Origin of the sequence: Streptomyces venezuelae ATCC 10712 (assembly GCF_008639165.1) — a bacterium.
Taxonomy (GTDB): Bacteria; Actinomycetota; Actinomycetes; order Streptomycetales; family Streptomycetaceae; genus Streptomyces; species Streptomyces venezuelae.
The window spans coordinates 7,544,693-7,558,975 of the sequence record NZ_CP029197.1; the positions used below are offsets into that span (position 1 = coordinate 7,544,693).

The following is a 14,283-nucleotide window of genomic DNA, read 5'->3' on the forward strand; positions in this document are numbered from 1 at the left end:
ACGACACCGGCCGGGGCCCCCTGGACCTTCCGCACTCGCGGACACGAAAGGCCGACATGACCCACACCACCGACACCGCACCAGAGGGCGCCGCCATGACAGGGCGATCCAGCACGCGCAAAGCCAAGGCCGATACGAGGGGGAGCCGGCGCAACCAGGCGGGCCGCCGCGGTCCTACCGCCGGACGGACGAGATCCTGGCGCGACTCGCCGCTGCGGCGGATCACGCCGTGGCTCTTCCTGGCGGCTCCCCTGGCCCTGCTGATCACGTTCACCTACGTCCCCGTCGCGAGCATGATCTCGTACAGCTTCACCGACTGGGACGGCGTGAGCCCGGACCGGGAGAACGTGGGCTTCGACAACTACGTCAGCATCTTCACGCGCCCCGAGCTCTTCCGCGTCTTCTTCGTCAGCGGCTACTACCTCGCGGCGTCCGTGGTCCAGATCGTGGTCGCGCTCTACTTCGCGGTGATCCTCAGCTTCAACCTGCGGTTCCGGAACTTCTTCAAGGGGATCCTGTTCTTCCCCTACCTGATCAACGGCGTCGCGATCGGCTTCGTCTTCCTGTACTTCTTCCAGGACGGCGGCACGCTCGACTCGGTGCTCGCCTGGCTGGGCGTGAGCACCGACCACGCGTGGCTCGGCGACCCGACCTCCGCGAACGTGTCCCTCGCGGGCGTCTCCGTCTGGCGCTTCACCGGACTGAACTTCGTCCTCTTCCTCGGCGCGATCCAGTCCATCCCGAGCGAGCTGTACGAGGCGGCCGAGCTCGACGGGGCCGGGAAGTGGCAGCAGTTCCGGCACATCATCGCCCCGAGCATCAAGCCCGTCATCAGCCTCAGCGCCATCCTGGCGATCTCCGGATCCCTCTCAGTCTTCGAGATCCCCTACATCATGACCGGCGGCGCGACCGGCACCCAGACCTTCGTCATCCAGACGATCAAGCTCGCCTTCCAGTTCAACAAGACCGGCCTGGCCTCGGCCGCGGCCGTGGTGCTGCTCCTGATCATCCTGCTGATCACCTGGATCCAGCGCCGGCTCGTGCCCGACGACAAGGTGGACCTCGTATGACCTCCCCCGACCTCACCGCCGCCCCGAACCGGCCCCGCCCCGCGCGCCGACGGCTGCCGGTGGGCGGCGTGCTGACCTATCTGTCGCTCCTCGTGGCGACCGCGGTCGTCCTGATCCCGCTGGTGGTCGTCTTCCTGACGTCGCTCAAGACCTCGAAGGAGGTCGGCGACGGCAGCGCGCTCTCCCTGCCCGGGAACTGGTTCAACTTCGACAACTACGTCACGGCGTTCAACGACGGCAAGATGCTCTTGGCCTTCGGGAACACCGCCTTCATCCTGCTGTTCTCGATCGGCGGTACGGTGATCATCGGCTCGATGACCGCCTACGCTGTCGACCGCTTCGACTTCCGTGGCAAGAGGCTCGTCATGGCCGGCTTCCTGATCGCCACCCTCGTCCCCAGCGTCACCACCCAGGTTGCGACCTTCCAGGTGATCAACGGCTTCGGCCTGGTCGACACCCGCTGGGCTCCGATCCTGCTCTACATGGGCACCGACATCGTCTCGGTCTATATCTTCCTGCAGTTCATCCGTGGCATCCCGGTCTCGCTCGACGAGGCTGCCCGGCTCGACGGCGCCAACGCCTTCACGATCTACCGGAAGATCATTTTCCCGCTGCTCAAGCCCGCGATCGCGACCGTCGTCATCATCAAGGGGATCACCACCTACAACGACTTCTACATTCCCTTCCTCTACATGCACTCCGAGGACCTGGGGACCATCTCGACCGCGCTCTTCCGCTTCAAGGGCCCCTTCGGCGCCCACTGGGAGGCCATCTCCGCCGGAGCGATCCTCGTCATCGTCCCGACGTTGATCATCTTCCTGTTGCTCCAGCGCTGGATCTACAACGGCTTCGCCCAGGGGGCCACCAAGTAGAAGAAGCAGCGTGTCGAGGCCGGGGCGTACGGGGGCGGCCCGGCCTCGACGCGCCCCCACGGGCCAGTGGTCAACGCGTGGCCGGGTCCGGCGGCGGGGGAGCGGTACTACCCCTGGGCACAAATTGCGCGTACCCCTCGCGCGCGTCGACGACGTCCTCCCCGCCGATGAGGGAGAGCAGCGCGGTCGCGGAGTGGGCTCCGTACGCTGGGATGTCGCGGGTGACGGCCGACAGCGTCGGGCGCACGACCTGTGTGAGCGGTGACTCGTCCCAGGCGACGACGGACAGGTCGGCAGGGATGGAGAGGCCCAGCTCCTGGGCCACAGAGAGCGCGGCCACGGCCATGATGTCGTTGTCGAAGATGAGCGCCGTCGGCCGTGCGGGCGCGATCAGTAGCGCCCGAGCGGCCCGCGCGCCCGCATCGCCGGTGTAGTCGGTGTGCACCACCGTCGCCTCGGAGATCCCTGCCTCCCGGGACGCCTCCGCGAGCGCGGCGTCGCGGACCGCCGTGTGCGCGAACGCGGCGGGGCCCGCCACCCGCGCGATCCGCCGGTGGCCCAGCGCCGCCAGGTACCGCACGATCTCGTAGACGCTCGCGCCGTCGTCCGACCAGATCGCCGGCACGCCCCCGGCGACCTCCGGCGGCCCGATGGCCACCGCGGGCAGACCAATCTCCCGGACCGCTCCGACCCGTTCGTCGTCGGTCCGCAGGTCCATCAGGAAGACGCCGTCCACACGCCGCTCGCCCCACCAGCGACGGCAGACCTCGATCTCCTGCTCCTGGTCCCCCGCCATCTGGAGCATCAGCGCGTACGCGTGCTCGGCGAGCACGGCCTCCACGCCGCTGATGAACTCCATGAAGAAGGGCTCGACCCCGAGTGTCCGCGCCGGCCGCCGCACGATCAGTCCGACCGCCTGCGCCCGACCCCCGGTCAGTGCCCGGGCCGCGCTGTTCGGCCGCCAGCCCAGTTCCTCGGCGATGTTCTTGATCGAGGCGCGGGTGGCCTCCGACACTCCGGGCTGGTCGTTGAGCGCGTACGAGACCGCCACCTTCGACACGCCCGCCCGCCGGGCGATGTCCGCCATCGTCGGCCGCTTCACCTGCACCCCAGCTCCATCCTGAACTCTCGACGCTTCGACCCTACCGCCAGGCCGTGCTCCTGGTGGCTGGCCTCCTTGACGCAACGTGCGGGAGACCCGACAGGGGCTGTGCCGGCAGGCGGATTTCTGTACCAACAGGCCATAAATCAAAGCTAGTTGAAACCGTTGACATGTCCTGCTGCCCTCTCTACGGTCCCCAAAGTTAACCGGTTAATTTCTGTTGAGGGTAAGCCGCCCCTCAGGCGACCGGTTCTTCCTCCAGCTCCCTCAGGACGAAGGGAACTCCTATGAGTACGTCCCCCCACGCCGTTCGACAAGCAAGGCGCGCGGGCCCCTTGCCCCTTCTGCTCGCGGCGGTGCTGGCCCTCACCGGCCTCCTCGTTGCCCGCCCCACCCAGGCCGCCGCCGACAGCGCCGACTCCTTCATCACCCGCTGCGGCCTTCGGTGCCGGGTCGGGCGACACCGAGACCCAGTACATGGACAAGGCCCGCATCGACGCCCACTTCGCCCGCATGGCCGCGGACGGCGTCGACGTCGCCCGCGTGTGGATGTTCAGCCACGAGAGCTGGCACGGCTTCGAGGAGCGCGAGGGCGAGTTCAACGAGCAGCAGTACGCCGCCTTCGACTACATCATCGAGTCGGCCAAGGCCCACGGTCTGCGCCTGATCCCCGTCTTCGAGAACTACTGGGAGGCGTACGGCGGCATCGACACCCGACTGCGCTGGGAGGGACTCTCCGGCGGCCACCCCGCCCGCGCCGCCTTCTTCGACAAGAACCGCTGCCCCGGCTGCTTCACCTCCTACAAGAACTCCGTCTCCTACGCCCTCAACCGCACCAACCACTACAGCGGGGTGAAGTACAAGGACGAGCCCGCCATCCTCGCCTGGGAGCTCATGAACGAGCCCCGCTACGAGGGCCAGAGCGCCGCCGAGAACGTCGACGGCACCACTCTCCGCGCCTGGGTCGACGAGATGGGCGCCTTCGTCAAGTCCATCGACCCGAACCACCTCCTGGGCGCGGGCATCGAGGGCCACGGCACCAAGTACGGTTTCGGCGGCGACTCCGGCAACCCCTTCGTGCACATCCAGAAGTCCCCGTACATCGACTTCACCTCCGCCCACCCCTACCCGACCGAACACTGGGCGGACCTGAGCATCGAGGAGACCAAGGACCTCGTCCGCGCCTGGATCCGCGACTCCCACGAGGCCGTCGGCAAGCCCTTCTTCATGGGCGAGTTCAACGTCCACAACGTCGACCGTGCCCTGTGGTGGCGGGAGATCTACTCCGCCTTCGAAGAGGCCGGCGGCGACGGCAGCGCCTTCTGGTGGTACCAGGACCGCAACATCGACGGAAAGTTCGGCGTCTCCGAGGGCGCGCCCGAACTTGCTGTCTTCCGGGCCCGCTCCGACCGCATGGCCGAGAAGAGCGGCCTCCCCGGCACCACCCCGTCCCCGACCCCCACCGACCCGACCACGCCGCCCACCCCCGGGCCGACGGACCCCACGACCCCGCCACGACTTCCTTGGTGACCAGCGGATCACCCAGATGTGGAACGCCGTACCCGTCCAGGACGGGCGAGCCGTCACCACGAGCAACCCGTCCGGCTACAACGTCACCATCGCGCCGGGAGCCTCCGTGAACTTCGGCTTCAACGGCTCGTCGACGGCCGGCACCAACGGGGTGCCGACCGCCTTCACCCTCAACGGAAAGGCCTGCACCACCGTCTGACCGCACACAGTGCAGCACAGGGGTGCCCGCTGATGCGGGCACCCCACTTGCGCATCTCGCATCGGAGATCCATGGACGTGCGTGCCATCGCCCTTCTTTGCCGCCATTGCGGGCACGACCTCGCCGGCCCGCTGCACTCCACGCCCGCGGTGGAGGGTGGCCCCGTAGCCGACGACGCCCGCCGACTCCTGGATCAGTCGGCTCACCCTCATGACGCAGAGGGCAGTGAGTCTCCTCCAATTCCTCAACTGCTCTGCCCGGGCTGCGCTGTTCCACTCGCCACCACACACCTTGAGACACGGCAGGAAGGCGTGTGCTTCTCGGCCAGGACAGGGCGCGCGCTGTCAGCGCGCCGGCAGAGCACTGGGTGCGCGTCTCAACCCGGGCCGTCCGCCCAGAGGGGCCTTCGTCTTCAGTGGGGAACGGATAAGTGCTGTTGCGGAGGCGCTGGCCGCTCAGGAAAGGCAGTTCGGAGCCGGTCGGTGAGTGGCTGGTGTCGTCGAGCCGGAGTCATCCGCAGAGTGCTCCGCGACGTCATTCCACGGCTCGGTGCGCCGGCGTGAACTGCGAGAACTCTCGAATTTAGTCAGAGTTTCGTAAAGCTTTGATGGGGCATCGCCGGCACTGGAATCGGACGCCCCGCACGCCGCATGCTTCTACGAGAGCACGCCGCCGTCCTCGCCCCCAGGGAGACCCCGGCCGTCCCACGGCTGCGGGACCGGGCCGCCCTCGTACGCGGCGGGCCTCCGCCCCGTCCCCCTGCCGTCGCCGGACGCGTGCCACGGTGCAGGGGGCGGCCGGCCCCGACGAAGGAAGCCCGCAGAAGCCATGAACCACAGCCCGCTCGACCACCGCTACCGCGGCGAACACCCGATCCGCACCGTCCACTACCTCTTCAGGCCCGATCGCGCCCGGCTCGCCGGGGCCGTCGCGGTCTTCTTCGCCAAGCACGCGCCCGTCTGGCTGCTCCCGCCGGTGACGGCGAACGTCATCGACGTCGTCGTCGAGCACCGGCCCCTCTCCGAACTCTGGTGGAACTGCGCGGTGATGCTCGCGGTCCTCCTCCTGAACCCGCCGCTGCACCTGCTGTACGTCCGCTGGATGCACGGGGTGATCCGCCGGGTCGGCCGCGACCTGAGGTCCGCCCTCGTGACCCGGATGCAGCAGCTCTCCATCGGCTTCCACAGCCGCACCAGCTCGTCCGTGCTCCACGCCAAGGTGGTCAGGGACGTCGAGACGCTGGAGACGGGAGTCCAGCAGACGGCGGACAACGGCCTCACCGCCGTGGCGACCCTGGCCGGCGGCCTCGCCGTCATCGCCGTGGTCACCCCGGTCTTCCTGCCGGTCTTCCTCCTGCTCGTCCCCGTCGCCGTGCTGCTCATCGGCGCGCTGCGCGCACGGCTGGGCGAGGGGAACACCTCGTACCGACGTTCCGTGGAGCGCATGTCCGCCTCCGTCAGCGACATGACCACCCTCATCCCCATCACCCGCGCCCACGCCCTGGAGCGCACGGCCCTGGGCCGCGTCGGACGCGAGCTCGACCGGGTGCAGCGGGAGGGGACGCGACTCGACCTGCTCAACGCCCGCTTCGGGTCCCTGTCCTGGGTCGTGTTCAACGGGCTCGGCACGGCCTGCCTGGCCGGCGCGGCGCTCGTCGCGTACCACGGCTGGGCGTCGGTCACCGCGGGCGAGGTCGTCATGCTCAGCGCCTACTTCTCCACCCTCACCGGCGCCGTCACCACCCTGCTCGCGCTCGCGCCCGTCGTGGGCAAGGCGGTGGAGTCGCTCAAGTCCGTCGGCGAGGTCCTGCAGGCGCCTGATCTGGAGGTCAACGACGGCAAGCGTCACGTCGATTCGGTCGCCGGGGCCTTCCGGTTCGAGGGCGTCGGCCTCACCCACGGCGACAGCGAGGAACCCGCGCTGAGCGACGTCGACCTCGACGTGCCGGTCGGCACCACCCTCGCGATCGTCGGTGGCTCCGGGGCGGGGAAGTCCACGCTGCTCAACCTCGTGCTCGGCTTCCACCGTGCCACGGCGGGCCGGGTGCTCCTCGACGGGCAGGACATGGCCGACCTCGACCTGCGGAGCTACCGCAGGTCCGTCTCCGTGGTGCCCCAGGAGTCCGTCCTCTTCGAGGGGACCATCAGGGAGAACGTCACCTACGGCCTGGAGGATGTCGACGACGGGAGGCTGCGGCGCGCCCTGCGCGACGCCAACGCCGCCGAGTTCGTCGACGCGCTGCCGGAGGGTCTCGACACGGTGGTGGGGGAGCGCGGCACCCGGCTCTCGGGCGGCCAGCGGCAGCGGCTCGCGATCGCCCGCGCCCTCATCCGAGACCCCCGGGTCCTGGTGCTGGACGAGGCCACCTCGGCGCTGGACGCCCGCTCCGAGGCGCAGGTCCAGGAGGCCCTCGCCCGTCTGGTCGCCGGCCGGACGGTCTTCGTCGTGGCCCACCGCCTCTCCACGATCAGGCGGGCGGACCGGATCGTGGTCCTGGAGCGGGGGCGGGTGGTGGAGTCCGGAAGTCACCGCGAACTCCTCGAACGGGACGCCGCGTACGCGCGCCTCCAGGCGACCCAGCTGGCCTGACCCGCGACACGAACGGGGGTGCCCTCCTTTTCCCGTCGCCGGGAGGGGGAGGGCACCCCGGTGCTCAGCGGTCGGCGGCACTGCCGCGGACGACGCAGGAGCGACTGTTCTCCCAGCCCCATCCGTCGCCGTCGGGGTCGGAGGCGCTGCCGTTGACGCAGTAGGGGTAGCCGTTCGGGGCCGTGCCGCCCGTGTCGCCACCGCCGCTGGAGCCGGTGTCGGCGGCGCTGCCGCGGACGACGCAGGAGCGACTGTTCTCCCAGCCCCATCCGTCGCCGTCGGGGTCGGAGGCGCTGCCGTTGACGCAGTAGGGGTAGCCGTTCGGCGCCGTACCGCCGGTGTCACCCCCGCCGGTGTCTCCCCCGCCGTAGATCGTGGCGCGGGTGGACGTGGCGGCGATGCCGTTGGCACCGTTGACGAACCGGTTGCCCCAGGTGGTCAGGGAGCCGGCGTCGAAGCCGGTGACCATGTCGAGGTACTCGACGCCGCTGCCGTTGCCGCTCCAGGACCAGCCGAGGTAGCCGACGCGCAGCGACTGGGTGGTGGCCATGATGGCGTTCTCGTCGGGGTTGCCGTCGCTGTGGTTGTCGCCGAACTCGCCGACGACGATGGGCAGTTTGTTGGTCACGAAGTGGTTCAGGTAGTTCTGGACCTCGGTGGCCGTGTCGTACACGCCGTACATGTGGATGGAGAAGATGGTGTTGCGGCGGGGGTCGGAGGCGAAGACGGAGGCGGCGTTGGTCCGCATGGTGTTCGACCAGTCCTGGCCCCAGTTGGGTGCGTCGACCATGAGTGCGTTCTCGATGCCGGCGTTCCGCAGCTTGCCGATGGCGTTCTTGGTGGCGTCGGTCCAGGCGGTGTAACCGCTGTTGCCGTAGGGCTCGTTGCCGATGTTGACGACGACGTAGTCCTCCTGGCCCTGGAGGGCGCTCTTGACGCCCACCCAGTAGTCGGCGGCCTGGTCGAGGGTGGCGGCGGCGCCGTCCTCGCCGTATCCGGTGGTGTCGTGCACCTCCAGGACGCAGATGACCTTGTTCGCCTTGCAGTCGCTGATGATCGACGACACCTGTGCCGAGGTCGTCTCCGTCCAGCGGTCTCCGCTGGAGAGGACGACGCGGACGGTGTTGGCGCCGGTGGCGGCGATGTCGGCGATGGCGCCCGTCTCGCTCGGGTACCACGTGTGCGCGTGATTGACCCCGCGCATCACGAACTCGCTGCCGTTGGCCTCGTACACGCGGCCGTCGCTGACGTGGATGCCGCTGCCGGCGGCCTGGGCGGCTCCGGCGGTGGCGAAGACGGGCAGCAGCAGTCCGGCGATGCCGGCGATGGCGCTGCCGACGGCCGTGAGCCACGTCCTGCGCTGTGACTTGGTCATGCCTCTCCTCATAGGGAAATGGGGGGAAGGAGCCCCGAGCACTCAGAACACTGATAAATAGACAACGTTGTCAGTGTTCAAGGACCGAGCCGCTGGTCTGTGTCGTGCCGGGGTGTCCACCATGAGGCACCCGTGGCCGGATGCATGTCAAGCGTGAAGGGCGTTTTTATTGCCAGAAGGTGAAGTGACGAAGCCGGTTTAGTGGATCATTGTCAAATACGCAGACGCGCTAATGGTTCAGTTGTCGCGCGTCAGCCGCGAATTTACTGAACTAAGGCTTTCCGAATTGAACCGGGAGTTCGCGTTGCACGCGTAAGTGGGGCGCGGAGTCGAGTGGCGGGAAGTTCGGTGCCGCTTCAGTCGGGTGCAGCGGGCTGCCCACATGGGGGCTCAATGCCGCAGAACGGCCGCGCTGAAGGTCGACCCAAGCCCTGATGCCGTCATGACGTAGAGATCACCTGAGCGAAGGCGTCCCGCCTCCCGTGCTGACTGGAGGTTCAGGAAGGGGCCGGCTCCGAAGCAATGTACCCCGAGAGGGGATGCCGTCCAGGAACAGCCTGCCGCGGCCGAGACCGAGGATCCGCGCCAGTCGGAGGAGGGTCATATCGAGGCCCCACCGCGATCCGGTTGCGTAGCCGAGCAGGCGGTCCCGGGTGCCAGTTGCCGAGATGAGCGCGGCGGAGGAGGCCTCTCCCATCACGGCCGCGTCGGCAAGCAGCCGGGCGTAGGCCGTGAGCGTCTTCTCGCCCGCCCGTACGAGTGCGAGCGCGTTCGGATCCCGGTGGGACGAGGTCGCCAGCCGCTCTCAGGGCAAGAAGCCCCGATGCGCAGGCATGTCCGCTGAGCGCGAAGGTCCGTGCCCGCGCGAACCCGAGGCTGTCACATGCGGAGCGCAGTGGGCTATGGGGGTAAGGCGCCGTGACAGCCATCGTGCGCGCGTGGACGACGTACCGGAATTGGCTCCTCGCTGCGATCGAGCCGCTTCTGCCGCCCTGGCCCGAGCGGTCGCCTGGGCCACCGCCGGTGCCGGACCGTCTGTGCCTCCAGGGCATCTTGTACGTGCTGCACAACGACATCGCCTGGCAACTGCTGCCTCTGGAGCTCGGGTGCGGCTCAGGTCAGACCTGCTGGCGGCGAGACCGCTGGCAGAAGGCCGGGGTCTTCGACCGGCTGCACCGCATCCTGCCTGCCGAACTGAACGCGGTCGGCGAGCTGGATTGGTCGAGGGCATGCGTGGACGGCTCCCACATCCGCGCGAAAAGGGGGAGCCGACACCGGTCCGTCGCCGGTCGACCGGCGGAAGACGGGCAGTAGCATCACATGATCTGCGACGGACGCGGCACCCCGTTCAAGGTCATCACGACGGCGGCGAACGCCAACGACGTCACCCAGACACCCGCCCTCGTCGACGGCATCCCGCCCGTCGCCGGACGGCCTGGCGTCCCCGCAGGCGTCCCGAAGCCCTGCTCGGTGACAAGGGCTACGACGCCAACCCCAACCGCCGCGAACTGCAAAGGCGCCGGCTCCTGCTCCACCAGTCCAAGCGCCTCGCAGTGCGCTGGGAACGCCGTACTGAACTACACGACGCCTTCGTCTCCCTGGCCTGCTGCCTCATCTGCTGGAGACGCCTCAAGAAGCACAACCCCGGACGCGAGCTGGTGTAGGTGTCTCCGCATCTCAAGTGCGCCAGAGCGAGCAGGGCCTACCGGCAGCCGTCGCCATCAGATGGGATAGGGCTCAGCGGCTGGATATTGGCATGGTCAGGTCTCGCGGGTTGCGGAGCAGATAACCGTCAAGCCGTACGTGCCCGCGTACCACTCGATGGGCTGTTAGACCTGGGCCGGGACCGGGACGTCGCGGTAGTCGCCGGCCTTGCGGTGCTTGAGGGGTGAGTAGGTCTTCGTGGTCTGGTTCACCTGCTCGGTGATCCGGGTACACGTCATCGGCCACGATGTTGTTGGTGTTGACGGCCAGCGCCTCCCCGTTGCGCATGCCGCAGCCGCTCATCAGGTCGGCGACGAGACGGAGGAGGTCTTCACCGGCGGCGCGTATGACGTGGAGCTGGCGTGCGCTGAGCTGGGGTTTCCTCCCTTCCGATTCAGCGCGGTTGTGCGCTGTCGTGCCAACCCCTGGGCGCAGGAGGTCAACTCGGCCGATCGGGTCGCTCGTAGCTTGCGGAAGTGCCCCGCCGCGGACGCGGTGGGCGCGCTACCTATGGCTTCGAAAGGACCCCTCATGTTCGACATCGACAAGGTGCAGGCCGCTCCGAGCAAGGACCTGCTCACGCCCGACAACTCGGTCATGCTCTTCGTGGACCACCAGCCGCAGATGTTCTTCGGCACCGGCAGCGGCGACCGCGCCGCCATCATCAACAGCACCGTGGGTCTGGCCAAGGCGGCTCAGGCGTTCGACGTTCCGGCCGTCCTGACCACGGTCGCCGCCGAGTCCTTCTCCGGGCCCCTGCTGCCCCAGCTCGCCGAGGTGTTCCCCAAGAACGAGGTCATCGACCGCACCACCATGAACGCCTGGGAGGACGAGGCGCTCGTCGCGGCGGTCAAGGCGACCGGTCGCAAGAAGATCATCCTCGCGGGCCTGTGGACCGAGGTCTGCCTCGTGCTGCCCGCCCTCTCGGCGCTGGAGCAGGGCTACGAGGTGTACGTCGTGACCGACGCCTCCGGCGGCGTCAGCCCGGCCGCCCACGAGCACGCGCTGCAGCGGATGATCGCCGCCGGCGCGGTCCCGGTGACCTGGGTCCAGGTCCTCCTGGAGCTGCAGCGCGACTGGGCGCGGCAGGAGACGTACGGCGCGGTCATGGAGATCGTCAAGGCCCACGCGGGCGCGTACGGCCTGGGTGTCGTGTACGCGCAGAGCGTCATCGGCGCGCACGCGGCCGGCTGACCTCCGTGGACACCGGCATTCTGATCCTGCGTCTGCTGGTGGGACTGCTCGTCGCCGGCCACGGGGTGCAGAAGATCAGCTCGCACCTGGGCGGCAAGGGCCTCGAAGGCGGCACGGAGGAGTTCCGCGCCGACGGTTTCCGCGGCGGAGCCCTCACCGCCCTGGCGGCGGGCGGCGGCCAGATCGGCTCGGGCCTGCTGCTCGCCGCCGGCCTCCTGACCCCGCTTGCCGCGACCGGGACCGTCGGCGTCATGACCGTCGCCCTCACCGTGAAGTGGCGCCACGGGCTGTGGGTGCAGAACGACGGCTACGAGTACCCGCTCGTCCTCATCGGCACCGCCGTGGCCCTCGCCGCCACCGGGCCCGGCGCCTGGTCCCTCGACACGGCCCTCGGCCTCACGCCGTACCCGCTCTGGTGGGCGGCCCTCGCGCTCGTGGCCGGTCTCGGCAGCGGACTCCTCACCCGGCTCGTCCTGCACCGGCCCCCCGCCGCCCCGGCGACCGGCGAGCGCTGAGCGCGAGCACCACGGACCGGGTCCGGCCGGCCGTGTACCCCCGACCGGGCGGCCGGGCCCACATCACCACTTCACTCTGCACAGGAGCACTCGATGGACACCCTCACGAACCCGCACGGCGGCGGCCAGCCGCTGCTGCACCAGAAGGGCGCCGAGACCCAGGCGTTCGGCACGCTCAAGCAGCTGCCGATCGGCCTCGGCCACGACACCCGCATGTACGCGTGCCAGCGGCTGAACCGCGTCCTCGCCGACACGCAGATCCTCCACTCCCTCTACAAGAAGCACCACTGGCTCATGCGCGGGGCGACCTTCTACTCGCTCCACCTGATGCTGGACAAGCACGCGGAAGCCCAGCTGGCCATCGTGGACGCGTTGGCCGAGCGCGTCCAGAGCCTCGGTGGCGTCGCCGTCGGCGACCCGCGCCACGTCGCGGAGCTGACGGCGATCCCCCGGCCGCCGGACGGCGTCGAGCCGGTGCCCGTCATGCTGTCGCGGCTCCTCGACGCGCACGAGCGGATCCTGATCGACGCCCGCGACGCCGCCGCCCGGCTCTCCGGGGAGGGCGACGAGGGCAGCGCCGACCTGCTCGTCTCCGATGTCATCCGCACCGGCGAGGCGCAGGTGTGGTTCCTGGCCGAGCACCTCGTGGACACCCCCCTGGTGCACGGCTGATGGACACGTACGACGTCGTCGTCGTGGGCGGCGGGCCGGCCGGTGAGGTCGTCGCCGGCCGCGCCGTCGGGGCGGGGCTGACCACGGTCGTCGTCGAGGCCGAGGCGGTCGGCGGCGAGTGCTCCTACCGTGCCTGCGTGCCGAGCAAGGCCCTGCTGCGTCCCGGCGCCGCCCGGGCGGAGGCCCGCTCGGTCGACGGGGCCCGACAGGCGGTCACCGCGGCACTCGACCCGGCGCGCGTGCTGGCCCGCCGTGACCGCTTCACCGGGGGTGGTGACGACACCGGTCAGGCCGACTGGCTCGACGGTGCGGGCATCGCGCTCGTACGGGGACATGGACGGCTCGCCGGTGAGCGCCGGGTGGAGGTGACCGGGGCCGACGGCACCGTGCGCACCCTGGAGGCCCGGCGCGCGGTCGTGGTCTGCACCGGCACGGAACCCGCGCTTCCGCCGGTCGACGGGCTCGACCGGATCGGCGTCTGGACCAACCGGCAGGCCACCACCGCCGACGCGGTGCCCGCGCGGCTCGTCGTCATCGGCGGGGGAGTGGTGGCGTGCGAGATGGCCACCGCGTGGCGCTCCCTCGGCTCCTCCGTCACCCTGCTGGTCCGCGACCAGGCGCTGCTGACCGGCTGGGAGCCCTGCGCCGGCGAAGAGGTCACCCGGGGGCTGAGCGATCTGGGCGTCACGATCCGCTTCGGAGTGTCGGCCGTCCGGGTCGCCCGTGACACCGGCACCCGCACGGTGACCGTGGACACCGACGACGGCACGACGCTCGTCTGCGACGAGGTCCTCGCCGCCGTGGGCAGGCGCCCGCGCACCGCGGACCTCGGCCTGGATTCCGTCGGACTGCCGGCGGGCGACTGGCTCGCGGTCGACGACACCTGTCGGGTCACGGCGGTCGAGGGCGACTGGCTCTATGCCGTCGGCGATGTCAACCACCGTGCGCCGCTGACCCACATGGCCAAGTACCAGGCCCGCGCCTGCGCGGCGGCGATCGCCGAGCGCGCCGCAGGGCGCCCGGCCGATACCGGCGGACGGCAGCCGTGGAGCGCGCAGGCCGACCACACCGCCGTCCCGCAGGCCGTCTTCACCCGCCCCGAGGTCGCGAGCGTCGGGCTCACGGAACGCGCGGCACGCGAAGCGGGTCTCGCGGTACGCGTGGTGGAGTACCGCATCGACGACGTCGCCGGTGCCGCGCTCCACGCGGACGACTACCGCGGCCTCGCGAAGCTCGTCGTCGACGAGGCCCGAGGGGTCGTCGTCGGCTGCACGCTCACCGGTCCGATGGCGACCGAGCTCATCCACACGGCCACCGTGGCCATCGTGGGCGAGGTCCCCCTGGAGCGCCTGTGGCACGCCGTGCCCGCCTTCCCGACGGTGAGCGAGATCTGGCTCCGGCTCCTGGAGGCGTACGGCCTCTGAGGCCTGGCCCCCCGCTCCCGAGCCCCCCGCTCCTGAG

General features: G+C 69.8%; 11 protein-coding genes and 2 pseudogenes. 10 read left to right on the plus strand and 3 right to left on the minus strand.

The window, feature by feature from the left end; all coding sequences use genetic code 11:
* Positions 1 to 95: 95 nt before the first annotated feature.
* Positions 96 to 1,070, plus strand: a complete 975-nt coding sequence (locus DEJ43_RS34490) for a carbohydrate ABC transporter permease (RefSeq protein WP_015038080.1) — start codon at positions 96 to 98, stop codon at positions 1,068 to 1,070.
* Positions 1,067 to 1,942, plus strand: coding sequence for a carbohydrate ABC transporter permease (locus DEJ43_RS34495; RefSeq protein WP_015038081.1), 876 nt, complete (start codon positions 1,067 to 1,069; stop codon positions 1,940 to 1,942). Before DEJ43_RS34490 ends, DEJ43_RS34495 begins: the two co-directional genes overlap by 4 nt.
* 70 nt (positions 1,943 to 2,012) lie before the next feature.
* Here DEJ43_RS34495 and DEJ43_RS34500 read toward each other — a convergent pair whose 3' ends face one another.
* On the minus strand, positions 2,013 to 3,044 hold the full coding sequence (locus DEJ43_RS34500; protein ID WP_015038082.1) for a LacI family DNA-binding transcriptional regulator: 1,032 nt from the start codon (positions 3,042 to 3,044) through the stop codon (positions 2,013 to 2,015).
* Between the two features lie 381 nt (positions 3,045 to 3,425).
* On the opposite strand from DEJ43_RS34500, the gene DEJ43_RS34505 reads away from it, so the two are divergent.
* The 3 genes from DEJ43_RS34505 to DEJ43_RS34515 all read left to right on the plus strand — a co-directional run bounded on the left by DEJ43_RS34505 (position 3,426) and on the right by DEJ43_RS34515 (position 7,362).
* The gene (locus DEJ43_RS34505; RefSeq protein WP_257788021.1) at positions 3,426 to 4,574 is read left to right on the plus strand and encodes a cellulase family glycosylhydrolase; all 1,149 of its coding nucleotides are present in this window, start codon (positions 3,426 to 3,428) and stop codon (positions 4,572 to 4,574) included.
* Positions 4,575 to 4,590: 16 nt separating this feature from the next.
* Entirely contained in the window at positions 4,591 to 4,773 is a 183-nt protein-coding gene (locus DEJ43_RS34510) for a cellulose binding domain-containing protein (RefSeq protein WP_041663222.1), read from the plus strand.
* 828 nt (positions 4,774 to 5,601) lie between these two features.
* Complete coding sequence (locus tag DEJ43_RS34515; RefSeq protein ID WP_015038085.1) at positions 5,602 to 7,362, plus strand: ABC transporter ATP-binding protein; 1,761 nt, start codon at positions 5,602 to 5,604, stop codon at positions 7,360 to 7,362.
* A gap of 64 nt (positions 7,363 to 7,426) precedes the next feature.
* Here the strand turns inward: DEJ43_RS34515 and DEJ43_RS34520 are convergent, their stop codons facing one another.
* Positions 7,427 to 8,737 carry a cellulase family glycosylhydrolase gene (locus tag DEJ43_RS34520; protein WP_015038086.1) on the minus strand — a complete coding sequence of 437 codons (1,311 nt, stop codon included), beginning with the start codon at positions 8,735 to 8,737 and terminating at the stop codon, positions 7,427 to 7,429.
* Between the two features lie 390 nt (positions 8,738 to 9,127).
* Positions 9,128 to 9,250 (minus strand): annotated as a pseudogene (locus tag DEJ43_RS38825) (3-oxoacyl-[acyl-carrier-protein] synthase III C-terminal domain-containing protein); the annotation flags it as partial.
* A gap of 417 nt (positions 9,251 to 9,667) precedes the next feature.
* Here DEJ43_RS38825 and DEJ43_RS34530 point away from each other — a divergent pair.
* The 5 genes and pseudogenes from DEJ43_RS34530 to DEJ43_RS34555 all read left to right on the plus strand — a co-directional run bounded on the left by DEJ43_RS34530 (position 9,668) and on the right by DEJ43_RS34555 (position 14,246).
* A pseudogene (locus DEJ43_RS34530) lies at positions 9,668 to 10,401 on the plus strand (IS5 family transposase).
* A gap of 571 nt (positions 10,402 to 10,972) precedes the next feature.
* Positions 10,973 to 11,635 carry a hydrolase gene (locus DEJ43_RS34540; RefSeq protein WP_041663224.1) on the plus strand — a complete coding sequence of 221 codons (663 nt, stop codon included), beginning with the start codon at positions 10,973 to 10,975 and terminating at the stop codon, positions 11,633 to 11,635.
* A gap of 5 nt (positions 11,636 to 11,640) precedes the next feature.
* On the plus strand, positions 11,641 to 12,150 hold the full coding sequence (locus DEJ43_RS34545) for a DoxX family protein (RefSeq protein ID WP_015038092.1): 510 nt from the start codon (positions 11,641 to 11,643) through the stop codon (positions 12,148 to 12,150).
* A gap of 93 nt (positions 12,151 to 12,243) precedes the next feature.
* Positions 12,244 to 12,822, plus strand: a complete 579-nt coding sequence (locus tag DEJ43_RS34550) for a Dps family protein (protein WP_015038093.1) — start codon at positions 12,244 to 12,246, stop codon at positions 12,820 to 12,822.
* Positions 12,822 to 14,246: a dihydrolipoyl dehydrogenase family protein gene (locus tag DEJ43_RS34555; RefSeq protein ID WP_015038094.1), complete on the plus strand. Its 1,425-nt coding sequence runs from the start codon at positions 12,822 to 12,824 to the stop codon at positions 14,244 to 14,246. Before DEJ43_RS34550 ends, DEJ43_RS34555 begins: the two co-directional genes overlap by 1 nt.
* Positions 14,247 to 14,283 lie beyond the last annotated feature (37 nt).

Coding starts and splice junctions, on each gene's coding strand:
- DEJ43_RS34490 (WP_015038080.1), top strand. CDS start 96: ATGACAGGGCGATCCAGCACGCGCAAAGCCAAGGCCGATACGAGGGGG.
- DEJ43_RS34495 (WP_015038081.1), top strand. CDS start 1,067: ATGACCTCCCCCGACCTCACCGCCGCCCCGAACCGGCCCCGCCCCGCG.
- DEJ43_RS34510 (WP_041663222.1), top strand. CDS start 4,591: ATGTGGAACGCCGTACCCGTCCAGGACGGGCGAGCCGTCACCACGAGC.
- DEJ43_RS34515 (WP_015038085.1), top strand. CDS start 5,602: ATGAACCACAGCCCGCTCGACCACCGCTACCGCGGCGAACACCCGATC.
- DEJ43_RS34520 (WP_015038086.1), bottom strand. CDS start 8,737: ATGACCAAGTCACAGCGCAGGACGTGGCTCACGGCCGTCGGCAGCGCC.
- DEJ43_RS34540 (WP_041663224.1), top strand. CDS start 10,973: ATGTTCGACATCGACAAGGTGCAGGCCGCTCCGAGCAAGGACCTGCTC.
- DEJ43_RS34550 (WP_015038093.1), top strand. CDS start 12,244: ATGGACACCCTCACGAACCCGCACGGCGGCGGCCAGCCGCTGCTGCAC.
- DEJ43_RS34555 (WP_015038094.1), top strand. CDS start 12,822: ATGGACACGTACGACGTCGTCGTCGTGGGCGGCGGGCCGGCCGGTGAG.